Consider the following 24,689-nt stretch of genomic DNA (forward strand, 5'->3'; position numbering starts at 1 on the left):
GCCTAGGTCAGGTGGAGGCCCGGTCAGTTCACGCGGCGGGGCTGGCGAACGCCAGGCCCCTCTCGTCGAAGGCCCGCTTGATGCGCAGGCGGAGCTCGCGTGCGACCTCGAGACGCGTGGCGGGCACGGTCTTGACGCTGAGCCGGAAGATGATGGTCGTCCCTGAGATCTGCTCGAGCCCGTAGACCTGCGGCTCTTCGACGATCATGGTGTCGCGGATGTCGGGGTCGGCCCAGACCTCCGCGGCGATGCCCTTGAGTAACTCGCGGACCGCCGAGACGTCCGCCTCGTAAGGAACCGGAATGTCGATGAGGGCCCGCGACCAGCCCTGGGACTCGTTGCCCACCCGCGTGATCGTGCCGTTGCGGATGTACCAGACCGTGCCGTCCGCGTCCCGGAGGCGGGTGATCCGCAGCGTCACCGCCTCGACCGTGCCGGTGGCCACCCCGGTGTCGATCACGTCGCCCACACCGTATTGATCCTCCAGCAGCATGAACATGCCGGCGATGAAGTCCTTGACCAGTTCCTGGGCGCCGAAGCCGACGGCGACGCCGATGATGCCGACGCTGGTCAGCAGTGGAGCGAGCTCCACTCCGAGCCGCGCCATGATCATCAGGGCGGCGGTGCCGAGGATGACCACCGAGGCGAGGCTCCGCAACACCGAGCCCATCGTCTCGGCCCGCTGCCTGCGCCGCTCGGTGAGGATCGCCGACGTGGCGTCGGCGGCGATGAGGGTCTTGTTCCTGAGCCGCTCCGGCAGCACGCCCTCGCTCGCCCGGAGGGTGACCCGGGTGATCAGCCGGTGCGACACGCTCCGCACGATGAGCGCGATGACGAGGATCAGCCCCAGCGCGAGGATGACGTCCGCGGCACCGGCCGCAAGGGGCACCCACGGGGGATAGCCCTTCGCCGGGACGATCGCGTTGAGGAGCGAGCAGAGGACTCCGTTGCTCTGCTCACAGTTCTTCATCAACGTCGCCGTCATGTTGCTGGGGTCCGAGACGGACAGCCGGAGGCTGGGCGTGATGGACGTCAGCGGGAACAATAGGTGGATCCCCCTCGGATCGGTTCGGTGACAGCAGCAGGCAGGGAAAACCTAACCCATGCCGCCGACCGAACCGGCCACCGTCACATCGCCGGGGAAGACGGAAGCGTCCATCGATCCGGGGCCGCGGAGGGCGGACCGGGAACGCTCCAGTGACGTGAGGCAGGGCTGGGACACGCACCCGGAAGCATGTCCCTGGCCGTTCTCCGAGAGGGGGATCCCCCCGATAGCCCTCCAGTTCGACCTCGTCGGTCGTGCCGGACGGCAGTCCGATGTGTACGGCCGGTCATGCGCGCCGCCCTTCGGGTCGGGGCGGCGCCTGCCGTACATGTGCCTGAGCGGGTGACGCGGAACCGGCGGGGTGCCACAACGCTCCGTTGGGAACGTTCCGCACCGGGCACCCCGCCGGCCCCACGTAGCCGCGGTGGGGGGCGGCGGCCGGCGTGGCTGAGCGTCATCCGGTCCACCGCCTTCGCCTACTCGCTCACCGCGGCGAGCACGCGGGCGACCTTGGTGGCCGCACCGGCGGGATCGTCGGCCTGATGCATCCGCTCCCCCCAAGACCACCAGTAGTCGGCGGCCTGGCAGACCACGTTCTCGGTGAGGCTGGTCGCGTTCGGGTTGATGACACGCACGTAGGCGCGTCCCGAGGGTGCGCGCACGACACGTGCGCTCAGCCCCCGGGCACCGAGCTCAGAGACCAGTCGCTCCAGTCGTCGCACATCGTCCTCGGCCACCTCGCGTCCTCCTCCTTGATTTCGGCTTCGACCCGAATTGCGCGGTTTGCAATCCTGCATCTTCGGCCTGGTGCGCCCACCATGACTCACCGAACTGAATGGGTCAACGAGTGCAAGAGGGCCCTGTGGTGGAGGAAACCCCAAGTGGGTTGAAAGAAACCCCCTACCGGAGGACGATCCTTAGTCAGCACGTTCAGTCCTGGGGCTTGGCCAGATAACGCTTGGGCCATCATTATTAGGTAGGCGGAGCGCGACATCCGTGTCACACTCCGTTAACAGATGAGGACCGGTCGGGACACGTGAGCGGCGAGCGCGGCCGGTCACGAGAGAGGGGCCGGAATGTCCGGCAGGCAGCACAGGGAGACGGAGATCGCCCGTCAGGTCCGGGCTCGTGGCCTGGCGGCCGGGCGTGGCCTGGCTCTGATCGCCGACGAGATCCACGAGGTGTGCGGACCGCAGTTCGGCACCACGAAGATCAAGTCGCATCGTCTCTCGAACGGCATCGCCCTCGCCGATGTGATCGAACAGGTGCGAGCCCTGTTCGAGAGGGACGGCAAGCCCGTGCCCGGCATCGGTGAGACTCTTCTGTCCGCGTACGAGTCGGGCATGAAGAGGCCTGGCCCCGAGTATCTTCACTACCTGTGTTCGGTCTACCGGGTCGAGCCGGCCGCCTTGGGATTCGAAGGTCCCTGCATCTGCGGTCATGCCCACCTGGCGCCCGGCGGTCCCGGTGGTGGGGAGTCGAAAGAAGACCGACCCGACACTTCCCCCGGGCTGCGTCAACTGCTGGTCTCTCCGGACGGCGGCTGCCCTCCCACCGACGGGGGCGAGGAGGACGAAAACGTGCTACGCAGGACGCTGTTGAAGCTTCTCGCCGGCAGTGCTGGTGTCACTGCCGGCGTCGGCATGGACAGCCAGTTGCTCGGCGCGGTGGACAACGTCCGGCGGAAGATGGACGACACCATGGTGTCGGCCACCGTTTCCCCGGCGATGCTCGACCAGTGGGAGCAGTCCACCACCGGCTTCGGCCGGCAATATATGAACACTCCGCCCCTACGGCTCCTCTGCGACGTCCTGCTGGAGTTCTCCACGGTCCGCAAGGCCATGGAGCGCCGCCAGCCCGTCGACGTGCAGGAACGGCTGTGCCGGATGGCCGCCCAGCTCTCCGGGCTGTGCGGCATGATCATGATCGACCTCGGCGACCACCGCCTGGCCCGCTCGTTCTTCCGCACCGGGCGCACCGCCGCCGACGAGACCGGTGACCGCGCGCTCCGCGCCTGGGTCACCGCTCGTGAGGCACTGGTGCCGCTCTACTACGGCGACCCGCGCGAGGCGCTGTCGCTGGCGAAGAAGAGCCGCGACATGGCGGGGCACACTCCCTGTGCGGCCAGGACGATGGCACCCGTCGTCGAGGCCAGGGCCCTGGCGATGCTGGCGGGTGCCAACGGGTCCCGGCAGGACGTGGTGGAGCAGGCGAAGCGGGCGCTGCACCGGGCCAGACAGGCTTTCTCCCAGATGAGCACGGACGATCAGGAGGACGCGGCCTTCGGATACACCGAGCGCCAGCTCTACTTCTACCAGGGCGACGTCCTGGTGAAGCTGGGCCAGACGCTGGAGGCCGACGTGGTCCTGGAACAGGCGCTCGGCAAGTATTCGGGCGAGGATCTCCTCGACCAGTCGCTCATCCGGTTCGACCGCGCGATGTGCCGCTTCATCGAGGGTGACGTCGACGAGGCGCTGCACATGGCCAGGCAGGCCGTCGAGGCCTTCGCTCCCGACGACATCCCCCAACTGGCCATGCGACCGGCCGCCGAGCTGATCAAGGTCATCCAGGCCAAGTACGGCGACCTGCCACAACTGCGGGCCTTCCGTGAGAGTCTCATGCCCGGGGAGTCCAACTCGCCGGCACCCGGCGTCGACGTCCTGTGACGGGACTTGTGAAGGGCACGACATGGTGGCGGTCCTGAAGATCCGGCAGTACCGCTGGTCCGATCTCGATGCGGTCTGGACGCTGCATCAGATCGGCCTGGCCCAGGTGGGTCTCCTGCCGGGCGACGGCGTCTACTACGACGACGACTTCCCGAGGATCAGTGAGGTCTACCTGGCGGATCGCGGCGACTTCCTCATCGGCGAGGTGGCCGGTTCGGGAATCGTCGCGATGGGGGGCCTGCGCCGGGTCGACGACCAGACGGCGGAGATGTGCAGGCTCCGGGTGCATCCGGAGTACCAGCGCCGGGGCTACGGCGCCCAGATCATGGAGGCGCTGGAGCAGCGGGCCGGCCGGCTCGGCTACACACTGCTGCGCGGTGACACCACTCTGCAACAGGTCGCAGCTCTGGAGCTCTACCGCAAGTCGGGTTGGCGTGAGCTCCGCAGGGAGGTCCGAGGCGACACCGTGGTGCTTTATGGCGAAAAGCGACTGAATGCCGAGGTTTCGCGACTTTTCAGCCGATAGAGAATGCCTTTGAGGCCTTGGCGGATCGCTGATTTGTACCAATACTTGTGCCTTATCCGTTAAACGGGGAAAGAGGCATAATGAAGAAGATCATTGTCCGCAAGCCCGGCACGATGAAGCTCACAGGAACATCGAGCGTCATCCACAAGGGGTGAAGGAGAACCTTCGCCACATCTGGGTTCGGGGGAACCTCTCCCGCGATCGCGTGTCGGCGCTCCGCTCCCTGGAGTTGCCCGCCCTCCTGACGCCTGTGATCAACGGGCATCGACGGCTGCGCGGTCCGTACTCGATCGGCAGCGTCATTTTGCGCGAGCTTGTGCCGGTCGCATTGGAGCGTTCCCCTGACCTGGTGGCACGACACGACATCGAGATCCGCGCCGCCGCGCCGGATCTGCGGCACCTGGTGCCCCCACGGCGGGAGCCCATCGAGGCCCGCCTGCCGGAGAACGAGCGGATCCTCGTGCCGGCCCCGCGCCGGACGTTGCGCATCGCCAACGGGCTCGCCGAGTTCATCCGCGACTGCCTGCCCGGCCCGCGCGCACTGGTCGTGGACAACCTCCATCAGGCGGATCCCACCGACCGCGAACTGCTGACCGTGCTGGCGCGTCGGGTGGGGCGGCTCACCCTCGTGGTGGGCTCCCCGGAGCGGCCGTTCAGCGGGTCGGGCGAACCGGTCGTCGTCGACGCCGCCGCCCAGGAGGGCGACGCCGGCGGCTCACCCGAGGACTACGTGATCTCGGACGGCACCTCCGACGACTCCCCGGCCTATCAGGCGTATCTCGCCCTCTCCCCGGACGAACGGGCGAACCTGCATGATCGGCGGGCCGCCGAGCTGACCGGCGAGTTCGCGCTGGGGGCCGTGCCGTACCACCTGGAGCACGGCAGCGACCCCGAGGCCGCGGTGCGGGCCTTGTGGAAGGCCGTGGACCACTGCATCACCGAGGGGTTCCTGGACGCCGTGGCCGAACTGGGCCCGCGTGGCCTGCGCCTCGCCGAGAGCGGCTCCGATCTCTGGTGGCGGTTCACGCAGCGCACGGCGACCGCGCTGGGCGGACTGGGCCGCCGTGAGCGGGCCCTGGACCTCTACGAGCAGGCGCGGCGCGAGAGCATGGACCCGGTCGTCCACGCGGCCTCCGCGTACGGCACGGCCATGCTGGACGCCCGCCATCCCGACCCGGAGAAGCGGGATCTGGGCCGGGCCACCGGCTGGATCAACGAGGCTGTGGCGATCTCCACACTGCTGCCCGACCGGCGTGAACGGGCCTTCAAGCTCGGGTTCGACCAGAACGGCCGTGCGCTGATCGAGCTCCGGCAGGGCCGGGTCGCGTCCGCTCTCCATCTCGTGGAGTCGGCGATCGACCTCGCGGAGCGCGACCTGCCCGAGGGCGCGCACCCGGTACATCGCATGGTCCTGTTCGCCAATCGCGCGCAGTTGCTCGCGCGGACCGGCCGGGCCAAGGACGCGCTGCGCGATCTCGACCGGGCCATCGCCATCGATCCCTGCTTCCCCGACCACTACCTCGACCGGGGCAACCTGCTACTGGAGCTCGGCCGCCCGGACGACGCGCTGGCCGACTACGAGACCGCGATGCGGGTGAGCCCGCCGCTGCCCGAGGCGTACTACAACCGGGCCGAGCTGCGCCTGGCGGCCGGCGACCTGGAAGCGGCAAGGGCCGACCTCGATCACGTGCTGGAGCTGGACCCGGGCTACCTCAACGCGTACGTGAACCGCGCCGGGATCCTGGAGATGCTGGGCGAGCACGACGCGGCTCGCGGGGACGTGGCGGCGGGACTGGCCCTCGACCCCGGGAATGCCCACCTGCACGGCGTCCTCGGCCAGCTGGAGACGGCGGCCGGCCGGTTCGCGGATGCCAGGAAGGCGTTCGACGTGGCGGTGGAGGCCGATCCCGGCCTGGCGTCGGCCTGGGCCAACCGGGCCATCCTGCGTTACGAGAGCGGGGACGCGGCCGGCGCCGTCGACGATCTCACCCGGGCGATCGAGCTGGGGGACGATTCCGCGCTCTACTTCAACCGGGCCACCGCCCTGGACGCCCTGGGACGTGCGCAGGAGGCCGGGCTCGACCTGCGCCGGGCCCGTGATCTCGCGCCGGACGACCCCGACATCCGGGAGGCGCTCGAACGGCACGCGGCCGGCTGATCGGGTGTCGGACCAAGGTCGCCCCCGGCCGTCGCAGGCGGTACCCCTAGGCTGGGTCGAGTCGTAACGCACCCCTCGCCGAGGACCAATGTATGAGTGCTGAGTATGTGCTGACCCTGTCCTGCCCGGACCGTCCCGGAGTGGTCGCCGCCGTCTCCGGGATCCTGGCGGGGCATGACTGCAATATCACCGAGAGCCAGCAGTTCGGCGACCCGATCGCGCACCGCTTCTTCATGCGCGTGCAGTTCGTCAGCGGGCTGGGGCTCGACGAGCTCCGTACGGCTTTCGCCGTGCTCATTCCGGAGTTCGGTATGGAGCTTCAGCTGTTCGACCGAGCCGTGAAGACGCGGGCGCTCGTGCTGGTCAGCAAGTTCGACCACTGCCTCAACGATCTTCTTTACCGGGTGCGCTCCGGCCTGCTGGCCGTCGACATCGTCGGTGTGGCCTCCAACCACCCCGACCTGCGGCCGCTGACCCAGTCGTACGGAGTCGACTACCACCACCTCCCGGTCACGCCCGACACCCGGGCGAAGCAGGAGGCCGAGATCCTCACCCTGGTCGACCACTACCAGGCCGACGTGGTCGTGCTCGCCCGCTACATGCAGGTGCTGTCCGACGACGTGTGCGCGAAGCTCGCCGGGCGGATGATCAACATCCACCACTCGTTCCTGCCGTCGTTCAAGGGCGCCAAGCCGTACCACCAGGCGCACTCGCGCGGGGTCAAGCTGATCGGCGCGACCGCGCACTACGTGACCACGGACCTCGACGAGGGGCCGATCATCGAGCAGGAGGTCGCCCGGGTGAACCACACGCATTCCCCGGACGACCTGGTCGCGCTGGGCCGTGACGTCGAGAGCCGGGCCCTGGCCCGGGCCGTCGGCTGGCACGCGGAGCACCGCGTGCTGCTCGACGGCCACAAGACGGTCATCTTCCCGCGCTGACCTCCAGGCCCGTGTGACGGGCCAGGAAGGCGAGCTGGTCGGCCGCGAGCTCCACGGACTTGCTCACGGCACGGGCGCCGTGGCCGACCTCGGTCTCGTTGCGCAGGAGGATCGGGCGGTCCCCGGCCTGGGCGTGCTGGAGGGCCGCCGCCGTCTTCCAGGCGTGCAGCGGGTGCACCCGCGTGTCCGAGCCGAAGACGGTGAACAACGTGGCCGGGTAGGACACGCCCTCGCGGATGCGGTGGTAGGGCGAGTAGCCCCACAACCAGCCGAACTCCTCGGGGACGTCGGCCGAGCCGTACTCGACGTTCCAGGTCGCGCCGAGGCCGAACTTCTCGTAGCGGATCATGTCGAGCAGCGGGGCGGAGCACACCACCGCCGCGTACAGGTCGGGCCGCTGGGTCAGGGCCGCGCCCACGAGGAGGCCCCCGTTGGAGCCGCCGGAGATCGCGAGCCGGTCGGAGCTGGTCACGCCCGTCTCGATCAGATGCTCGGCCGCCGCGTGGAGATCGTCGAAGACGTTCTGCTTGTTGCCGAGCATGCCCGCGCGATGCCAGCGCTCGCCCTCCTCGCCGCCGCCGCGAAGCTGCGCGATGGCGTAGACGCCGCCGGCCTCGACCCAGGCCAGCGTCGACGCGGAGAACCCGGGGGTCATCGAGATGCCGAAGCCGCCGTAGCCGTACAGGATGGTGGGCCGGGGCCCCGAGCCCTCACGGGAGACGACGAGCATGTGGACCTCGGTGCCGTCCTTGGAGCGGTAGACGACCTGCTCCGTGCGCACCTGCGGCACCTCGACGGCGCCGGGCGGAGCCTCCCAGAGGGTGGTCTCGCCGGTCAGCACGTCGAACCGGTGGACGGCCGTGGGGGTGACGTTGTCCGTGTAGCTGAACCAGGCCTCGTGGCCGCCTTCGGGGCGCTCGACGATTCCGCCGATGGAGCCCAGCCCGGGCACCGGGACCTGTCCGACCCGGTCGCCGCTCTCCAGGGCGTGGATGGAGATCTCGGAGATCGCGTGCCTGGTCCAGCCGACGAGCATGACGGGCTCGGCCGCCTCGTCGAGGATGGCGAAGTCGGACAGCACGGCCTCGTCGTCCTCGGGGACCAGATCCCGCCAGTGCTCGCGGGTGGGCGTCTCCGGTGAGGTGACGCAGATCCTGCCGCGCGGGGCGTCGAGGTCGGTGAAGACGTAGAGCCTGCCGTCCCTGCCGAACAGCAGCCCGGTCTGGGCGTCCACATCCTGCTGGACGGTGACCAGTTCCGGGGCCTCGGCCGGCGACGCCTCCAGGTCGGCCACCCACAGGTCGTTGCGCGGAGCCGTGCCGCGTGACGCGGAGATCGACAGCCACCGGCCGTCACGGGAGACCGAGGCACCGTAGTAGTTGGTCTTCTCCAGGCCGTCACCGAAGATCATCACGTCGTCGTCGGGCGACTGCCCGACCTTGTGGAGGTAGACGCGGCGGTGGAACTGCTCCTCGCCTTCGGGAACGGCGGAGGGGGCCAGCCTGCGGACGTAGTAGAACGCCTCGCCTCCGGGAAGCCAGGCGATGGGGGAGTAGCGGCACCGGTCGATCGGGCCCTCGATGACCGTCCCGTCGGCGACGTCGATCACATAGAGCATCGACTCCTCGTCGCCGCCCACCGAGATCTGGTAGGCCAGCCGGTCGCCCTCCTTGTCCGGCTGGTAGGCGTCCAGCGTGGTGAGGCCGGCCGGGTCGAGGACGGTGGGGTCGAGCAGCACCCGCTCGCCCCGGGCGTCGCCGACGTAGAGGACCGGATGTTCCTGATCGGGAGTCCGGCGGGTGAAGAAGCGGCGATCACCGCGCCACACGGGCGTCCCGATCGAACCCGACTTCAGCAACGCGGCGACGCGGTCGCGCAGATGGTCGCGGCCGGGAAGGTCGGTGCTCCTGAACAGCGCGTCCTGCGCGTCCAGCCATTCCTTGGTCGCCGGGTCGTCCGGGTCCTCCAGCCACCGGTACGGATCCGGGACCGGAGTCCCGTGCAGGTCGTCGACGATCTCGTCACGGTGCGCGAGCGGATGGGGCTGTCGGGTCATGCTCGCACTTTAAAGCAGTTGGCGGCTGGGAGCGTACACACGTCCTCACTCGGCCAAGACGGGAGTAAAGGGACGTCAGTCTGGGCATAACGGGCATCAGGCGTCCCAATCGTCGACTCCCGGCCAGGTTATGGGGTGGCGGAGTGGCCGCTCTTAAGGCCACACTTTGGTGAAGGGCGGGCCGTGGTGACCATCCGCTGGACCGTCCGGCGGAGGTCCTTGTGACGGATGCATCCGGGTCCCAACCGACGGGCCCACAACCAGGGCGCACAGCCGTGCCGGTGACTGGAGTCCCCGGCTATCCGGTGCCGACGTGTGTGACGGTCACTCCAGGCTGTTCCACGCCGACTTCTGAGATAGCTGTGGAGGCCGGCTGATGCGCCAAGTCCTACTTCTCAATGCCACCTACGAGCCGCTCACCACGCTCGCCCTGCACCGGGCAGTCATCCTGGTGCTGAGGGAGAAAGCGGAGGTCGTGCATCGTGACGGGCGAGGCGCGGTGCTTCGCTCGGCCACCCGCACGCTCGACGTGCCCTCGGTGATCCGGCTACGCCGATATGTTCGAATCCCCTACCGGTCCAGGATCCCGCTCACGCGCGCCGCGCTGATGCGCCGTGACGATTTCCGCTGCGCCTACTGCGGGCAGCGGGCCGAGACCATCGACCATGTCATTCCTCGATCCAAGGGAGGCCCCCACACCTGGGAGAACTGCGTCGCTTCCTGCATGCCGTGCAATCACAGCAAGGCCGACAGACTGCTGGAGGACCTGGGGTGGACGCTTCGCGTCGCCCCGGTGGTGCCACACGGCGTCCACTGGCGGCTCATCGGCGCGCAGTTCGATGGAGACCCCCAGTGGGCGCCCTACCTGACGGAGTCCGCGGCATGACGATGGCCGGATGAACTGGACGTTCACCGCCGACGCAGAGGAGTACGCGGCGGCGGCGGAGCCATGGCTGCTCCGTGACCCGGTGCGCAACACGGTCCCGCTGACCGTCCTGCGCGGGTTGCGGAGCGGCCAGTTCGCGGAGGACCCGCTGATGGGCTGGCTGTCCGACGACGATTCCGTCGCCGGAGCGGTGAGCCACACCCCGCCCTACCCCCTGCTCCTCGGTGGCGTCCCGCTTGGAAGCCTGCCGTCGCTGGCTGCTGGTCTCATCGAGCTCGACCGGGCGATTCCCGGGGTCAGCGGACCGCTCGTCCTGGTGGAGGCCTTCGCCCGGGAGTGGTGGCGGCCCGAGGCGGGACGCCGTTCCGAGCGTCTCTACCGGCTCGGCTCCCTCGCGCCCTGCACCGTCCCGGGCAAGCCCCGTACGGCTGTCGCGTCCGACCTCCCGGAGGCCACGCGGTGGTTCGTCGCCTTCCAGAACGAGGCCGAGGTGGATGTCGAGGCCGACCCCACGCCGGTGGTCTCGGCCCGGATCAACCGTGAGGAGCTGATCTGGTGGGAGGACGGAGACCGGCCGGTCGCGCTCGCCGCGGTGTCCTCACCCATCGCGGGGATGTCCCGGGTCGGGCCCGTCTACACACCGCCTGAGCTGCGACGACGGGGGTACGGCTCGGCGGTGACGCATGCGGTCACGCACAAGGCCCTCGATGACGGCGCCGCCGAGGTCCTGCTGTTCACCGACCTGGACAACCCCACCTCGAACTCGATCTACCAGAGCCTCGGCTACCGGCCGGTCGAGGACTACGCCTCGATCCGTTTCGGCTAGAAGCGGGCGAGCCGTACCCTGAGGGCATGCCGCGTTACGACTACCGCTGCCGCGCCTGCGGATCGACGTTCGAGCTCAACCGGCCCATGGCCGAGTCCAACGCCCCGGCGGCCTGCCCGTCGGGACACGACGACACCGTGAAGCTGCTGTCCACGGTCGCGGTCACGGGCAAGGCCGCCGCCGCGCCTCGCCCCGCGTCCGGCGGAGGTTGTTGCGGCGGCGGTTGCTGCGGCTAGCCCCGCGTCCGGCGGCGGTTGCTGCGGCCGGCCCTGCGCGGGCTCAGGCCGCGGCGCGGCGCTGGAAGGGCAGGTAGCGCTCGGCCAGATGCGGCCGGGCCGGCACGTCCGTCGGTTCGACCGAGACGATCCGGTCGAACCGGAAGGCCCGGATTCCCCGGCGCATCCGGCACCAGCCCACCAGATACCAGTAATCGCGGTGGACCAGGCAGGTCACCGGCTCGACGTCGCGGACGGTGAGCCGGCCGCCGGCATCGAGGTACTGCAGGCGGATCACCAGCCGTGCGCTGATGGCGTTCGCCACGGCCCTGGCGCGCCGGGCGACGTCGGGGGGCAGCGGCGTGGTGAGGGTCGACAGGGTGGTGGCGATGACGTCGTCGTCCAGGTCGAGGTGCTCGAACGCGTGACGGAGCCCGCGACGGGCGGTCACGGACTGTGGCCCTGCCCCCAGATGAGCGAGGGACAGGGCCAGAGCGGCGAGTTCAGCGGTCGTCAGCGGTGCCGGGTGCCTTGTGACGTTGGCCATACCTTGACGATAACCTGCACCACCGACATTTTTCCGAACGAATTATCGTAATCCGGCTACCGGGACAGCTGCGTGAGGTCGCGGGACGCCCCGGTGGAGGCCGAGGTCGTCATGGCCGCGTACGCCTGCAGGGCCACGGAGACCGGACGGTGCCGGTCGCGCGGGCGGAAGCCGCCGAGGTCGGCGAGCAGCCGCTCCCGCCGGCCGGCGAGCTCGTCGTCGGCCACCTTCAGCTCGATGGAACGGCCCGGGATGTCGATCTCGACGGTGTCGCCGTCCTCCACCAGGGCGATCAGGCCGCCTTCGGCCGCCTCGGGTGAGGCGTGGCCGATGGACAGGCCGGACGTCCCGCCGGAGAACCGGCCGTCGGTGACCAGGGCACATGCCTTGCCCAGGCCCTTGCCCTTGAGGAAGCTCGTCGGGTAGAGCATCTCCTGCATGCCGGGGCCGCCCTTGGGGCCCTCGTAGCGGATGACGACCACGTCACCGGCCTTGACCTTGCCGCCGAGGATGCCGTCGACCGCGTCCTCCTGGGACTCGAACACGACCGCGGGGCCGGAGAACCGCCAGACCGACTCGTCGACCCCGGCCGTCTTCACGATGCAGCCGTCGGGGGCGATGTTGCCGTACAGCACGGCCAGGCCGCCGTCACGGGTGTAGGCGTGCTCCGAGTCGCGGATGCAGCCGTCGGCCCGGTCGAGGTCGAGCGAGTCCCACCGGGCGCTCTGCGAGTAGGCCTTCACGGTCCGGACGTTCCCCGGAGCCGCGTGCCACAACTCCATCGCCTCGTCGGTGACCGTCGGGGACTTGGGGTCCCACTGCGAGAGGTGGTCGCCGAGAGAGGCGGAGTGGATGCTGTGGACGCCGCGCTGCAGGAGCCCCGCCCGGTCGAGCTCGCCCAGGATCGCGGGGATGCCGCCCGCGCGGTGCACGTCCTCGACGTGGTACTTCGCGGTGGCCGGCGCGACCTTGCACAGGCACGGCACGCGCAGCGAGACCTCGTTGATCTCCTTGAGCCCGAAGTCGACCCCCGCCTCCCTGGCGGCCGCGAGCAGGTGGAGGATCGTGTTGGTCGAGCCGCCCATCGCGACGTCGAGGGCCATGGCGTTCTCGAAGGCGTCGCGGGTGGCGATGTTCTTCGGCAGGACCGACTCGTCGTCCTGCTCGTAGTAGCGCTTGGTGATCTCGACCACCGTGCGGCCGGCCTCTTCGAAGAGCGCCTTTCGGGCGGTGTGGGTGGCCAGGACGGTCCCGTTTCCCGGCAGGGCCAGTCCGATCGCCTCGGTGAGGCAGTTCATCGAGTTGGCGGTGAACATCCCGCTGCAGGACCCGCAGGTCGGGCAGGCGTTCTCCTCCATCTCCAGGAGGTCGGCGTCGGAGACGCTGTCGTCTGCCGCGGCGATCATCGGGTCGATCAGGTCGAGCTTGCGGCCGGGCGTCTTGCCGGCCTCCATGGGGCCGCCGGAGACGAAGACCGTCGGGATGTTCAGCCGGAAGGCGGCCAGCAGCATGCCGGGCGTGATCTTGTCGCAGTTGGAGATGCAGATCAGCGCGTCCGCGCAGTGCGCGTTGACCATGTACTCGACCGCGTCCGCGATCAGCTCGCGGGACGGCAGCGAGTAGAGCATGCCGCCGTGGCCCATCGCGATGCCGTCGTCGACCGCGATCGTGTTGAACTCGCGGGGGATCGCGCCGGCCTCGCGGACCGCCGCGGCCACCACGTCGCCCACCTCGCGCAGGTGCACGTGGCCGGGGACGAACTGGGTGAAGCTGTTGGCCACCGCGATGATCGGTTTGCCGAAGTCGGCGCCCGCTACACCCGTCGCCCGGAGCAGCGCCCGGGCACCGGCCATGTTCCTGCCGTGTGTGACCGTACGAGACCTGAGGGCGGGCATGGCCTGACTCCCATCAGAAGACTATGAGTCTTCAAATGGTACGGCGCTCGCCCGACTGCTGAGACCCCGGTCCACTACTCGGGATATCGCGGAGGAAGGACCCGGTCGGCCGCCCGGTAGATCGACTCGACCTCCGCGGTCGTGAGCGACCTCTCCCGCTTGGTGATCCACTTGCGGACCATGCTGCCGGAGAAGACGTCCACCTCGCGGATGTTGAGGATCCGCCACGGGATCGCCGGGCCGTAGATCGCGAGCGAGGGGACGACCGTGACCTCGCGGCCGAGGGCCTTGCTGATCAGGTCGCTGGCCTGCGAGGCCTCCCACCGGGCCTCGTCGAGCCTGGGCTTGCGGTTGAACGGCCCGTGGAAGAGCTTGCGATGCGACTGCACCCGGACCGGAAGCCTCCGGTCCCACTTCTCGGAGTCCACCGCGTACACGCCGGTGGGGCCGACGACCAGGTGGTCGATCTGGGCCTCGCTCCCGGGGATCGCGCGCGCGTGCAGGGTCCGGTAGCCGCTCCGCTCCAGCTTCTTGAGCTGGCCCTCCGTGCGCCGCTCCGCTGCGGAGGCACGTCGCCACGCGGGGATCGAGGAGACCGTCCGCGCCCGGTAGACCGTGTCGGCCACCGCCGCGAGGATCGCGAAGGTGACGCCGATCCGCCAGCTCGCCAGCAGAACGCCCGTGACGACGCCGACGCCCAGCGCGATCAGCACACGTAGACGCAGATGGCGGTAACGGGGATGCTGGAGCAGGCTCTTGACGGACGCACGCTCGACAGGCGCATAGGTAGACGCTGGAGCGTCAGGTGCTGTCGGTGCTCGCTCCGACGTGTGGTCACTGACCCAGATGGGTGACGTATCGTGACCGTCTTCTGGCGCTAGACCGGTATCCACATCACTCACGGTAGTTGAGGTGTCGGCAGGTGCCTAGTGTTGGATGGTTCATACTTTTGTGGCCTGCTTGAGCTGATTCGCCGTCGTCCAAGCCGGGTATCTTCTCTAGATATCTTGGCCTCTTCGGCCTACCGTTCAGTAGCGTGGCGCACATTCATGATCTTACCGCCCTCGAGCAGGCGGCAGCCGTACGAACGCGGGAACTGTCCCCGGTGGAGATCACCGAGCACTACCTGGAACGTGCCGGACGGCTCGACCGCGCCGTAGGCGCATTCGTCACCCTCACCGCCGATCGGGCACTCGAGCAGGCGCGTGAACAGGAGGCACGGATCGTGGGCGAGGAGGCCGGCGACCTGCCGCCCCTGCTCGGGGTCCCGGTGCCCATCAAGGACCTCAACTTCGTGAAGGACGTGCCGATCCACTTCGGCTCGGCGACCTACGAGGGGTTCGTCGCGCCGGTGGACGACAGCGTGGTCGAGCGTCTCAGGGACGCGGGCACGATCATGCTGGGCAAGACCAGCACGCCGGAGTTCGGGTTGCCGTGCTACACCGAGACCTACGTGAGCGAGCCGGCGCGCACGCCCTGGGACCTGTCCAGATCCGCGGGCGGGTCGAGCGGGGGAGCGGCGGCCGCCGTCGCGGCCGGACTCGCCCCCGCGGCTCAGGGCAGCGACGGCGCCGGCTCGATCCGGATCCCCGCGTCACTCTGCGGCCTGTACGGCATCAAGCCGACGAGGGGCCGGATCTCGTACGCGCCGATCGTCCCCGACCTCGCGGGGCTGTCGACCAACGGGCCGATCACCAGGAACGTCGCCGACGCCGCGGCCCTGCTCGACGTGATGGCGCACAACAACCCCGGGGACCTCTACTGGGCGCCGCCGCCGGCGCTGGGATCGTTCTCCGCCTACGTGGGCAGGGAACCCGGCCGGCTGCGGATCGCGCGCTACGCCACTCCCGCGGTTCCCGGCGCGCAGGTCGACCCCGACGTGCTCGCGGCCTACGAGAGCGCGTCGGCCGTCCTCGAGTCGCTCGGCCACGACGTCGAGGAGATCGCGCCGCCGTTCGGGGAGGACATGGTCCCGGAGTTCGAGAAGTTGTGGTTCAGCTTCGCCTGCATGCACCCCGTCTCCAAGGAGATGGAACCGAAGCTGCGCCCGCTCACCGCGTGGCTGCGCGAGCGCGGTCAGGCCGTCCCCGCGCCCGCCTTCCTCCAGGCGCAGTCGGCGCTGCAACTGGCCACCAGGTTCGCGTCGCTGGTCACCGATCAGTACGACGCCGTGCTGACTCCCACGGTCACCCGGCTGCCCGTGCCGGTGGGCTGGTTCGAGGACGTCGACTCCCCGGAGGAGACCTTCGAGCGGATGAAGGGCTTCGCCCCCTTCGCCGCGATGTACAACGTCAGCGGCCAGCCGGCCGTCAACCTCCCGCTCTACTGGACGCCGGACGGACTGCCCGTCGGCGTCATGCTCGGGGGGCGTTTCGGCGACGAGGGCACGCTCATCTCGCTGTCCGCCCAGGTCGAGGCGTCCGTGGGCGGCTTCTGGGGTGACCGGCGGCCGCCGGTCTGGTGACGAGAGGCCGCCGTCACCCGAGCAGGCTCACGAGGTGGGACGACACGTCGGCCAGCAGGCTGCCCGGGACCACGGGGGAGGCGGCGACGGCCGACATGAGGCTGGGCAGCCCGGGCAGCGGGAAGCCGTCGTCGCTCGTCGCCTGATGCCCGACGGGATTCTTGTCCAGGGCCGTACGGCTGCGCCCCCACGCGTCGAGGACCTCCTCGGCCGAGGGGACGCCGAACCCGTGACCGACGGGCGCGGCGTGGCGCAGCCGTACGAGCGGGCTCTGCGCGAAGGCGAGCGCCACCCGGCAGCGGAGGGTCAGGTCGTCGAGGTCGGGGACCCAGGACAGCGCGGTGCACGGGTTCCTGCACCGGGCCGCGCAGGTGGCGAGGGCGCCGGCGACCTGGCTGTGCTGCCGGTCGAGATACGCCCGCCAGCCGGTTCCCGGCTCGGCCGCGACGCGTAGCGTCCGCTCGGCCGCCGACTGCTCGGCCCTGGTGTGCTGGCACATCCGGTCGCCGATCGTCCCGAACCGGCTCCCCGGTCCGGTCAACGCCTCCGGCCATCGGGCCGGGTCGCCCGCGTGACCGAGCGCGGGCTCGATGGCCAGCAGCGGCAGGTACTCGCTGGCGATGTGGACGGCCGCGATCATGGAGCTGAGCTCGCGGCGGGCCCAGCGGATCCCGATCACCTCGAGGAGCAGCGCGTACGCCGGGCGCATCGACTCCAGCGCCCCGCGCGGCTGCTCCCTCGGCGTCTGCGGCAGGTGACAGTCGCTCGCGCGCCGGCGCAGATCGGCCGGGACGGCCTGCGCGTCGACGTCGGCGGCGAAGTCCTCGGCGTCGAGGGTCAGCAGCAGCCGGCCGAACTCGCAGACCGAGCTCACCATGGCCGCCGTTTCGCGGTCCTTCAGCACCGCCGGGGCGAGGGCCCCGACGTCGCCGAAGGAGTACCGCCGTGCCAGGGCGATCAGCAGGTCCCGCGCCGAGTCCACCGGCGGCCTATCAGGACGGGCCGAGCCGGGTGACCGCCGCGCGGGCCAGGGCGATCAGCGGATCGGGCGGCGGCGGCCCGTCGGGCGTCGACACGTTGATGGCGAAGGTGCCCTGGTCCGTCGTGGCCGACACGACGCCGGGGTAGAGCATCGCCTGCCTGCCCACCCCCTGGACCGGCTTGCCCTCGACGCGGGTCAGCATATGCCCGAGGACCATCAGGTAGCGGGAGCGCTTGCCGGCCGCGGCGTGCACGTCGACCGTCCAACCCGAGCCCGTCGTGTACCGGCACGAGTTGACGTGGAACCAGGCGGGGGCGAGCGGCGTGCCGCTGTACGGCCCGGCTGAGCCGACGTCGATGCCCAGCGCGTTCTTGAGATCGGCGGGCGTCACGAGATCGGCCGGGCGCACGTCGCCTTCGCGGGCGGGCGCGTCGGGCCGGGCCGGCCGTTCGAAGATCTTGACCTCGCCGAGGTGCTCGGGCGCGTTGACCTTGTGCTCTCCGGTGTCGTTGTAGGCGGTGTCGCGGGGCCGGGCGGGTTCGAGGACCTCGACCTTCCTGATCCAGCCCAGCTTCTTGCCGGCGACGACTCTCACGAGGTCACCCTCGTTGAGAGGCCCGTACAGCTCCGAGGGGAGACCGTAGGCGAGCACCTCCCGCGCGTGGCCCTCGTCGATGGCGCAGAAGTACTGGGGGTTCGAGGGGCTGTCGCCGCTCGACTCCCCGAACTTCCGCAGCCGGACGATCTGCCCCTGGATGACGGTGTTCCCGGAGTAGTCGATGATCGCGTAGATGATCGGGATCGCGGCGATGGTCCCGGCGACCAGCATCGGCGTGGGCGCGAGGAGCGCGTCCGGCCAGAACCCGTAAGCCGTGGCGACGCCCAGCAGGATGAACACCCAGACCCCGATCATCATCCCCGCGAGCAGGCCGTAACCGATGATCGCCAGCGGTTTGCGGCCCCAGAACCTGCGTGAGCGGTAGCGCACGTGGACGGGGTGCCACATGCCGCCGTAGTCGGACCAGGCCCGGCTGTCGTCGGCGGGAGTGGTGATAGGCAGGCTCGTCACGGCGCGGGGCGCGAGGCCGAGAGCCGCGGCGTAGGCTAGGTGCCGGCCCCAGATCGTCACGGACGCGGCGGGCTGCTCGCCGAAGCGCCCGGTGGCGGAGAGGTGATCCCGCACGCCGAGCCACCGGCCCGCGATCTCGGCGCCGCGCTTGGTGCCGCGCTCGCCGTTGAGCTTGCTCATCAGGCCGGCGAGCAGGAGGAAGCAGAAGAACCCCGCTGCGACGCCGGGACTGCCCTCCTCGTCGGAGGCGTTCGCCGCGGCGTGGGAGACCTCCGCCGTGATCCCGACCAGCACGGCGACGGCGACCGCCGTCGTGGTGAGGAACGCGGCCTGCGCCCTGCTCCAGCGGGGACGGGACAGGCCCTGCGCGCGGGCTTCGACGATCACCTTCTTGCGGAAGCTCTTCCACCAGCGGGAGATGTCGCGTGAGCCCTCGGCGAGGGCGCCGGTCGCGACGACGCCGTCCACGGCGAGCGAGCGGACGTGTTCGTAGACGAGCCTCTCGTAGGCGTTGAGGTCGCCGGGGTCGCGGCGGAGCCGTACGAGCGAGAGCTCCGGGCCGATCTCCTCGATGGCGAGCGCGCCCTTCGCGGCGAGGTCGAGCACGGTGGCCGAAGCGGCCTCACTGGTCAGCCGCCAGTCTCCGGTGACCAGGTCGACGATGGCGGGGGACTCCTCGCTCAGCGCTCCGGTGGCCGGCCCGGCCTTGACCTCAGGGGTCCGCGTCGCCATGGCGAGGGCGAGCAGAACCAGCAGCCACAGGCCGACGGCCAGGGCTGCGGCGATCCACATGATCATGGCTAGAACCGCACCTGGACCGAGCCGAGCTCCTCGCCGGGGACCTGGAAGTAGACCCTCTCGGAGAAGCCCGTCATGCCCGCGACGATGTTGGCGGGAACGGTCTGGATCGCGTTGTTGTAGGTCAGGACGGCGTCGTTGTAGTACTGGCGCGAGTAGGCGATCCGGTTCTCCGTGGTCGCCAGCTCATCCTGGAGCTCCGCGAAGTTGTGGCTGGCCTTGAGGTCGGGGTAGGCCTCCGCGACGGCGAAAAGGCTCTTGAGGGCCCCGGAGAGCGCGTTCTCGGCCACGGCCCGATCGGTGGGGCCCTGCGCGTTGATGGCCGCCGACCGGGCGGCGGTCACGGCCTCGATGGTCTGCCGCTCATGGGCGGCGTAGCCCTTCACGGTCTCGACCAGGTTGGGGATCAGGTCGTAGCGGCGCTTGAGCTGCACATCGATCTGCGCCCAGGCGTTGTCCACGGCGTTACGGGTGCGTACGAGGCGGTTGTAATGGGAGACGATCATCACGGCCAGCACGGCCACGATGGCGATGACGACGATCAAGGGGATCATGGGAGGCCTCCTGGAGGGACGGTAGACCGGGAAGTTCTGTGCTGTAAACGATCGCTATGTCATCGTGTGGAGCTTGCATCCGGCTTGCGCGAGGCTTTCACGCCGAAGGCCACGGTGCGAAACCGTGGCCTTCGGGGACTTCCTGGGTGAGTGGAGTGCGCTATTCGGCGGCGTCCCTCTCCCTGGCCCGCAGAGCCCGGCCGACGCCGTCGGCGCCCTCCAGCAGCAGCCGGCGCAACGCGTTCGGAGGCTGCGCGCCGGCGATGTGGTCCTGGGTCTTCGCCACCGTGTCGGCGCTGATCAGCAGGGCCGGGTAGCACCCGACGACGAAGTTCTGCGCGGAGTCGAAGGTCCACTCGGCCCAGATCCGCTCGACCTCGTCCAGGTACTTGTCGCCGTACGGCTCGAGCAGCTCGACGTGGTGGGGGTCCATGAAGCCGAGGATCGTCGAGCGGAGCACCGCGCCGCTCAGCCGGCCCCCGGTGATGGCGGCCCATGTCTCGGCCTTGGCCTCGGGGGTGGGGATGGCGGCCTTGCTGAGCGCGGCGGAGCGCTCGCCGGTGGCCGTGGCGTCCCGCGCCAGTTCGGCGTCGATGTCGGCCGTGCCGAGCACTCCGCCGGAGGTCAGCGCGTGGGTCAGCGTCCAGCGCAGGTCGGTGTCGACGGCCAGCCCCTCGGGCACGCCGGTGCCGTCGAGGATGCCGCGCACGAAGGCCAGGTCGTCCGCCGACGTCGCGACCCCGGTGAAGGCGTTGACGTAGGCGAGCTGGTGGTCCGACCCCGGCTCCGCCGCGCCGATCAGGTTCCGCAGCGCGGTGGCGAGCTGGGCGAGGCCGGTGGCCCGCCATGCCGGGTCGCCGTACTGCTGGATCGCGAGGCGCGCCTGCCGGAGCACGGCCTGCACGACGGTGATGTCACGCACGGAGTCGATGCCCGAGACCACGAGCGCGACGTAGTCACGGGTGGCCATCTCGGCGTCGCGAGTCATGTCCCAGGCCGCCGACCAGCACAGCGCGCGGGGCAGGGACTCCTGGAACGCGGCGATGCCGCCGTTCACCAGGGTCGACAGCGACCGCGGGTCGAGCCGGACCTTGGCGTAGGTGAGGTCGTCGTCGTTGACGAGCACGAGGTCGGGCTGTGCCTCGCCGACCAGCTCGGTGACGGCCGTGCGGGCGCCGACGATGTCGAGCTCGACCCGGCGGGTGCGGGTCAGGACGCCGCCGTCCAGCGAGTAGAGGCCGATCGCGACCCGGTGCGAGCGGAGCGTCGGGTGCTCCTGCGGCGCCTCCTGGAGCACGTCGAAGGTCAGGAAGCGGCCCTCGTCGTCGGTGGTGAAAGACGGGCGCAGCGTGTTGACCCAGGAGGTCTCCAGCCATTCCTTCGACCAGGACGACAGGTCGCGGCCCGACGTGCGCTCCAGAGCGGAGAGCAGGTCCTGCAGGGTGGTGTTGCCCCAGGCGTGCTCGTTGAAGTAGTCGCGGACGCCGGCGAGGAAGTTCTCCAGGCCCACGTAGGCGACGAGCTGCTTGAGGACGGAGGCGCCCTTGGCGTACGTGATGCCGTCGAAGTTGACCTCGACGGCCTGCATGTCGGGTATGTCCGCCGCGATCGGGTGGGTGGAGGGCAGCTGGTCCTGCCGGTACGCCCACGACTTCTCGACGTTGGCGAACGTGGTCCACGCGCCCTGGCCCCAGCGCGTGGCCTCGGCCTGGCAGAGCACCGACATGTAGGTGGCGAACGACTCGTTCAGCCACAGGTCGTCCCACCAGCGCATGGTGACCAGGTCACCGAACCACATGTGCGCCATCTCGTGCAGGATCGTCTCCGCGCGGCGCTCCACGACGGCGTCGGTCACCCGCGAGCGGAAGACGTAGTCCTCGAGGAACGTCACGGCGCCGGCGTTCTCCATCGCGCCGGCGTTGAACTCCGGCACGAAGAGCTGGTCGTACTTCCCGAACGGGTAGCGCAGCCCGAAGACCCGGTGGAAGAAGTCGAAACCCTGCTTGGTGATCTCGAAGATGTTGTCCGCGTCGAGGTGCTGGGCGAGGGAGCGCCGCACGTAGACGCCGAGCGGGATGCCGTCGTGCTCGTCGCGCACCACGGCGTACGGCCCCGCGATCAGGGCGGTGATGTAGGTCGACATCACCGGCGTGGGCGGGAAGTGCCACCGCCGCGCGGCCTGGAGGGTGCCGTGCCGGCCGTGGTGCTCGTCGAGCCCCGACACCGAGTCGGGGGCGGCGTTGGAGACGACCTCCCAGGCGGCCGGCGCGAGGACGGTCAGCTCGAAGGTGGCCTTGAGGTCCGGCTGGTCGAAGCAGGCGTACATCCGGTGGGCGTCGGCCGTCTCGAACTGGCTGTGCAGGTAGACCTGCTGGTCGACCGGGTCGACGAAACGGTGGAGACCCTCACCGGTGCGCATGTAGGACGCGTCGGCGTCGATGCGCAGCTCGTTGTGCTCGGCGAGGCCGGGCAGCGGGATCCGTCCCTTGTCCGCGTCGTAGGTCGCCGGGTCGAGGTCCGCGCCGTTCAGCACGACCTTGCGGACGTGCGCCCCGTGCAGGTCGATGAAGGTGTCGGCTCCCGGCCGGCTGGAGGTGAAGTGGACGGTCGTGATGCTCTCGAACCGGTCCTCCCCCTCGGTGAGGTCGAGCTCGACCTCATACGACTGGACCGTCAGCAACCGGGCTCGCTCCCGAGCCTCTTCACGCGTCAGATTGCCTGCCACACCTGCTCCTTGTGAACCACATCGCCCCGATCCCCTACGCCCCGTCGCGAGAGGGTTGCCTGAATCCTGCCATGCCTCGCTGACAACCCGGGATTCAAGATGTCCCCTACCTGGAATATCAGGAAGCCGAAGCCCGGTTGACGATAATGGAAGGACATTCTGGTGGAGAGGGTGGCACAATGTCCGATCGAACGCGCGCCGATTTCTGGTTCGACCCCTCGTGCCCCTGGGCGTGGATCACTTCACGGTGGATCCTCGAGGTGGAGAAGGTCCGCCCCGTCGAGGTGCACTGGCACATCATGAGCCTGGCCGTCCTCAACGAGGACGAGGACAAGGACGTCTCCGCGGAATACCGCGAGCGCTCCAAGAAGACCCTCGGCCCGGTCCGCGTGATCGCGGCGGCCGCGCGGAAACACGGTGACCAGGTCCTCGGCGATCTCTACACCGAACTCGGCACCCGCTTCCACGACGAGGGCAGGACACGCGACCGCGAGACGATCGAGGAGGCGCTCGCCGCCGCCGGGCTCGAACGCGACCTCGCCGGCGCCCTGGACAGCGACGAGTACGACGAGGCGATCCGCGCCTCCCACGCGGAGGGCATCGGGCTGGTCGGCCAGGAGGTCGGCACTCCGGTGATCGCCGTGGAGGGAGCCGCGTTCTTCGGCCCCGTGGTCTCGCCCATCCCGCGCGGCGAGGCGGCCGCCCGGCTGTGGGACGGCGTCCTCCTCGTCTCCGGCACCGACGGCTTCTTCGAGCTGAAGCGTTCCCGGACAAGAAAGCCCGTCTTCTCCTGACTGGCGGAAGTGGACCTTGTGGAGTAACACTTGGCTCGAGGGGTCCGCGCCTCCGGTGAACGTCTTTTCCGGCATGCGTGGCCCGAACCGTCGCGATATGACAGCCGCCGCGCAAGGATGAGGTTCATGCGTCACCTTTACGTGAATGGAGCCTGGATTCCTTCGGCCTCCGGCGAGGGCGTCGACGTCGTCAATCCGGCGACGGAAGAGGTCATCGAGACGGTCCCCGCCGGATGGCCGGGAGACGTCGACACGGCGGTGACCGCGGCCCGCGCGGCCTTCCCCTCCTGGTCCGGTACGGCTCCCGCCGAGCGCGCCAAGTTCCTGGCCGCCGCCGCGGGCCTGCTCGAGGAACGGGCCAAGGACGTCGCCGCGACGATCGCCGCGGACATGGGCTCGCCGCTCGGCTTCGCGTTGAAGGTGCAGACGCTGATGCCCGCCGGAGTGCTCGCCTCCTACGGCGACCTCGCCGAGAGCTACGACTTCGACGCGGGCCGGGTGGGAAACTCCCAGGTCGTCAGGGAACCCGTGGGCGTGGTCGGTGCGATCACGCCATGGAACTACCCGCTCCACCAGGTGATCTGCAAGGTCGCCCCGGCGCTCGCCGCCGGCTGCACGGTGGTGCTCAAGCCGAGTGAGGTGGCCCCCCTCGCCGCCTACGCGCTGGCCGACATCTTCCACGAGGTCGGCCTGCCGCCGGGCGTCTTCAACATGGTGAGCGGGTACGGGCCGGTGGTCGGCGAGGCGATCGCCTCCCATCCCGGCATCGACATGGTCTCGTTCACCGGTTCGACCCGCGCGGGCAGGCGCGTGGCCGCGCTCGCGGCCCAGACGGTCAAACGGGTCGCCCTCGAACTCGGCGGGAAGTCGGCGAACGTGATCCTGCCCGACGCCGACATGGAGACCGCCGTCAAGGCGGGCGTCGCCAACGCCTTCATCAACTCCGGGCAGACGTGTTCCGCGTGGAGTCGCATGCTCGTCCACTGGGACCAGTACGACGACGCGGTCCGGCTCGCCGTGGACATCGCCCGCGGGTACACGACGGGTGATCCCCTCGCCGAGGGCACGCGTCTCGGGCCGGTCGTGTCCGCCGCCCAGCGCGACCGGGTGATCCGCTACATCAACCTGGGCCAGGAGGAGGGCGCCCGTCTCGTGCTCGGCGGCACGGACAACCCTCTCGACCGGGGCTACTTCGTCGAGCCGACGATCTTCGCCGGCGTCTCGCCCGGCATGTCGATCGAGCAGGAGGAGATCTTCGGGCCGGTCCTGGCCGTCGTGCCGTTCGCCACGGAGGACGAGGCCGTCACGATCGCCAACGGCACGCCGTACGGCCTGGCGGGCGCGGTGTGGGCGGGCACCGAGGACAAGGCCATGTCGGTGGCGCGGCGGCTGCGGACGGGCCAGGTGCACGTCAACGGCGGCCGCTTCAACCCGCTGGCGCCCTTCGGCGGCTACAAGCAGTCAGGCGTCGGCAGGGAACTCGGGCAGTTCGGCCTGGAGGAGTACCTGGAGGTCAAGGCCCTCCACCTGTGACCGCCGGGG

General features: G+C 69.8%; 20 protein-coding genes. 10 read left to right on the forward strand and 10 right to left on the reverse strand.

From position 1 onward, the window contains the following. Window positions 1–28: 28 nt before the first annotated feature. Both Psi02_RS28660 and Psi02_RS28665 read right to left on the reverse strand, forming a co-directional pair. Window positions 29–1,045 carry a mechanosensitive ion channel family protein gene (locus tag Psi02_RS28660; RefSeq protein WP_239095235.1) on the reverse strand — a complete coding sequence of 339 codons (1,017 nt, stop codon included), beginning with the start codon at window positions 1,043–1,045 and terminating at the stop codon, window positions 29–31. A gap of 476 nt (window positions 1,046–1,521) precedes the next feature. Next, window positions 1,522–1,782 (reverse strand): hypothetical protein, encoded by a 261-nt coding sequence (locus Psi02_RS28665; protein ID WP_203978958.1) that lies wholly within the window; start codon window positions 1,780–1,782, stop codon window positions 1,522–1,524. Window positions 1,783–2,121: 339 nt separating this feature from the next. Here Psi02_RS28665 and Psi02_RS28670 point away from each other — a divergent pair, with 339 nt between their 5' ends. From Psi02_RS28670 to purU, 4 genes are all read left to right on the forward strand, one after another. Further along, window positions 2,122–3,711, forward strand: a complete 1,590-nt coding sequence (locus tag Psi02_RS28670) for an NsdA family TPR-like regulatory protein (protein WP_203978959.1) — start codon at window positions 2,122–2,124, stop codon at window positions 3,709–3,711. 22 nt (window positions 3,712–3,733) lie between these two features. Continuing rightward, entirely contained in the window at window positions 3,734–4,237 is a 504-nt protein-coding gene (locus Psi02_RS28675; RefSeq protein WP_203978960.1) for a GNAT family N-acetyltransferase, read from the forward strand. Window positions 4,238–4,388: 151 nt separating this feature from the next. Further along, complete coding sequence (locus Psi02_RS28680) at window positions 4,389–6,395, forward strand: tetratricopeptide repeat protein (RefSeq protein ID WP_239095236.1); 2,007 nt, start codon at window positions 4,389–4,391, stop codon at window positions 6,393–6,395. Window positions 6,396–6,487: 92 nt separating this feature from the next. Continuing rightward, window positions 6,488–7,336: a formyltetrahydrofolate deformylase gene (gene purU / locus Psi02_RS28685; RefSeq protein ID WP_203978961.1), complete on the forward strand. Its 849-nt coding sequence runs from the start codon at window positions 6,488–6,490 to the stop codon at window positions 7,334–7,336. On the opposite strand, the gene Psi02_RS28690 is transcribed toward purU, so the two are convergent. Continuing rightward, entirely contained in the window at window positions 7,320–9,392 is a 2,073-nt protein-coding gene (locus tag Psi02_RS28690) for a prolyl oligopeptidase family serine peptidase (protein ID WP_203978962.1), read from the reverse strand. The genes purU and Psi02_RS28690 overlap by 17 nt on opposite strands. A gap of 376 nt (window positions 9,393–9,768) precedes the next feature. On the opposite strand from Psi02_RS28690, the gene Psi02_RS28695 reads away from it, so the two are divergent. Genes Psi02_RS28695 through Psi02_RS28705 form a run of 3 tightly spaced genes read left to right on the forward strand, consistent with a single transcriptional unit; the run spans window position 9,769 to window position 11,340 of the window. After that, window positions 9,769–10,278 carry an HNH endonuclease gene (locus Psi02_RS28695; protein WP_203978963.1) on the forward strand — a complete coding sequence of 170 codons (510 nt, stop codon included), beginning with the start codon at window positions 9,769–9,771 and terminating at the stop codon, window positions 10,276–10,278. Window positions 10,279–10,288: 10 nt separating this feature from the next. Further along, entirely contained in the window at window positions 10,289–11,104 is an 816-nt protein-coding gene (locus Psi02_RS28700) for a GNAT family N-acetyltransferase (RefSeq protein ID WP_203978964.1), read from the forward strand. 26 nt (window positions 11,105–11,130) lie between these two features. Next, window positions 11,131–11,340: an FmdB family zinc ribbon protein gene (locus Psi02_RS28705; RefSeq protein WP_203957485.1), complete on the forward strand. Its 210-nt coding sequence runs from the start codon at window positions 11,131–11,133 to the stop codon at window positions 11,338–11,340. A gap of 43 nt (window positions 11,341–11,383) precedes the next feature. Here the strand turns inward: Psi02_RS28705 and Psi02_RS28710 are convergent, their stop codons facing one another. The 3 genes from Psi02_RS28710 to Psi02_RS28720 all read right to left on the reverse strand — a co-directional run bounded on the left by Psi02_RS28710 (window position 11,384) and on the right by Psi02_RS28720 (window position 14,474). After that, window positions 11,384–11,866 carry a helix-turn-helix transcriptional regulator gene (locus tag Psi02_RS28710; protein WP_203978965.1) on the reverse strand — a complete coding sequence of 161 codons (483 nt, stop codon included), beginning with the start codon at window positions 11,864–11,866 and terminating at the stop codon, window positions 11,384–11,386. A gap of 56 nt (window positions 11,867–11,922) precedes the next feature. Continuing rightward, a complete protein-coding gene (gene ilvD / locus Psi02_RS28715; RefSeq protein WP_203978966.1) occupies window positions 11,923–13,761 on the reverse strand; it encodes a dihydroxy-acid dehydratase in 1,839 nt (612 codons plus the stop codon). A gap of 74 nt (window positions 13,762–13,835) precedes the next feature. Further along, window positions 13,836–14,474: a nuclease-related domain-containing protein gene (locus Psi02_RS28720; RefSeq protein ID WP_239095237.1), complete on the reverse strand. Its 639-nt coding sequence runs from the start codon at window positions 14,472–14,474 to the stop codon at window positions 13,836–13,838. 323 nt (window positions 14,475–14,797) lie between these two features. On the opposite strand from Psi02_RS28720, the gene Psi02_RS28725 reads away from it, so the two are divergent. Further along, the gene (locus Psi02_RS28725; protein WP_203978968.1) at window positions 14,798–16,225 is read left to right on the forward strand and encodes an amidase; all 1,428 of its coding nucleotides are present in this window, start codon (window positions 14,798–14,800) and stop codon (window positions 16,223–16,225) included. Between the two features lie 13 nt (window positions 16,226–16,238). Here the strand turns inward: Psi02_RS28725 and Psi02_RS28730 are convergent, their stop codons facing one another. From Psi02_RS28730 to pepN, 4 genes are all read right to left on the reverse strand, one after another. Continuing rightward, on the reverse strand, window positions 16,239–17,207 hold the full coding sequence (locus Psi02_RS28730) for a hypothetical protein (protein ID WP_203978969.1): 969 nt from the start codon (window positions 17,205–17,207) through the stop codon (window positions 16,239–16,241). A 10-nt stretch (window positions 17,208–17,217) separates the two neighbouring features. Next, complete coding sequence (locus Psi02_RS28735) at window positions 17,218–19,074, reverse strand: DUF2207 family protein (RefSeq protein ID WP_203978970.1); 1,857 nt, start codon at window positions 19,072–19,074, stop codon at window positions 17,218–17,220. Between the two features lie 2 nt (window positions 19,075–19,076). Next, a complete protein-coding gene (locus Psi02_RS28740) occupies window positions 19,077–19,628 on the reverse strand; it encodes a LemA family protein (RefSeq protein WP_203978971.1) in 552 nt (183 codons plus the stop codon). Window positions 19,629–19,788: 160 nt separating this feature from the next. Continuing rightward, a complete protein-coding gene (pepN, locus tag Psi02_RS28745) occupies window positions 19,789–22,353 on the reverse strand; it encodes an aminopeptidase N (RefSeq protein WP_203978972.1) in 2,565 nt (854 codons plus the stop codon). A 179-nt stretch (window positions 22,354–22,532) separates the two neighbouring features. Here pepN and Psi02_RS28750 point away from each other — a divergent pair, with 179 nt between their 5' ends. Continuing rightward, window positions 22,533–23,147 (forward strand): DsbA family oxidoreductase, encoded by a 615-nt coding sequence (locus Psi02_RS28750; RefSeq protein ID WP_203978973.1) that lies wholly within the window; start codon window positions 22,533–22,535, stop codon window positions 23,145–23,147. 126 nt (window positions 23,148–23,273) lie between these two features. Continuing rightward, complete coding sequence (locus Psi02_RS28755) at window positions 23,274–24,680, forward strand: aldehyde dehydrogenase family protein (protein ID WP_203978974.1); 1,407 nt, start codon at window positions 23,274–23,276, stop codon at window positions 24,678–24,680. Window positions 24,681–24,689: the final 9 nt, after the last annotated feature.

The sequence above is a fragment of the Planotetraspora silvatica genome (assembly GCF_016863315.1).
Lineage (GTDB): Bacteria > Actinomycetota > Actinomycetes > Streptosporangiales > Streptosporangiaceae > Planotetraspora > Planotetraspora silvatica.

Excerpts from the sequence above, each read along its gene's own strand:
- purU (WP_203978961.1), top strand. The coding sequence starts at position 6,488 with ATGAGTGCTGAGTATGTGCTGACCCTGTCCTGCCCGGACCGTCCCGGA.
- Psi02_RS28750 (WP_203978973.1), top strand. The coding sequence starts at position 22,533 with ATGTCCGATCGAACGCGCGCCGATTTCTGGTTCGACCCCTCGTGCCCC.
- Psi02_RS28695 (WP_203978963.1), top strand. The coding sequence starts at position 9,769 with ATGCGCCAAGTCCTACTTCTCAATGCCACCTACGAGCCGCTCACCACG.
- Psi02_RS28755 (WP_203978974.1), top strand. The coding sequence starts at position 23,274 with ATGCGTCACCTTTACGTGAATGGAGCCTGGATTCCTTCGGCCTCCGGC.
- Psi02_RS28670 (WP_203978959.1), top strand. The coding sequence starts at position 2,122 with ATGTCCGGCAGGCAGCACAGGGAGACGGAGATCGCCCGTCAGGTCCGG.
- Psi02_RS28700 (WP_203978964.1), top strand. The coding sequence starts at position 10,289 with ATGAACTGGACGTTCACCGCCGACGCAGAGGAGTACGCGGCGGCGGCG.
- Psi02_RS28690 (WP_203978962.1), bottom strand. The coding sequence starts at position 9,392 with ATGACCCGACAGCCCCATCCGCTCGCGCACCGTGACGAGATCGTCGAC.
- Psi02_RS28710 (WP_203978965.1), bottom strand. The coding sequence starts at position 11,866 with ATGGCCAACGTCACAAGGCACCCGGCACCGCTGACGACCGCTGAACTC.
- Psi02_RS28740 (WP_203978971.1), bottom strand. The coding sequence starts at position 19,628 with ATGATCCCCTTGATCGTCGTCATCGCCATCGTGGCCGTGCTGGCCGTG.
- Psi02_RS28675 (WP_203978960.1), top strand. The coding sequence starts at position 3,734 with ATGGTGGCGGTCCTGAAGATCCGGCAGTACCGCTGGTCCGATCTCGAT.
- Psi02_RS28705 (WP_203957485.1), top strand. The coding sequence starts at position 11,131 with ATGCCGCGTTACGACTACCGCTGCCGCGCCTGCGGATCGACGTTCGAG.
- ilvD (WP_203978966.1), bottom strand. The coding sequence starts at position 13,761 with ATGCCCGCCCTCAGGTCTCGTACGGTCACACACGGCAGGAACATGGCC.
- Psi02_RS28735 (WP_203978970.1), bottom strand. The coding sequence starts at position 19,074 with ATGATCATGTGGATCGCCGCAGCCCTGGCCGTCGGCCTGTGGCTGCTG.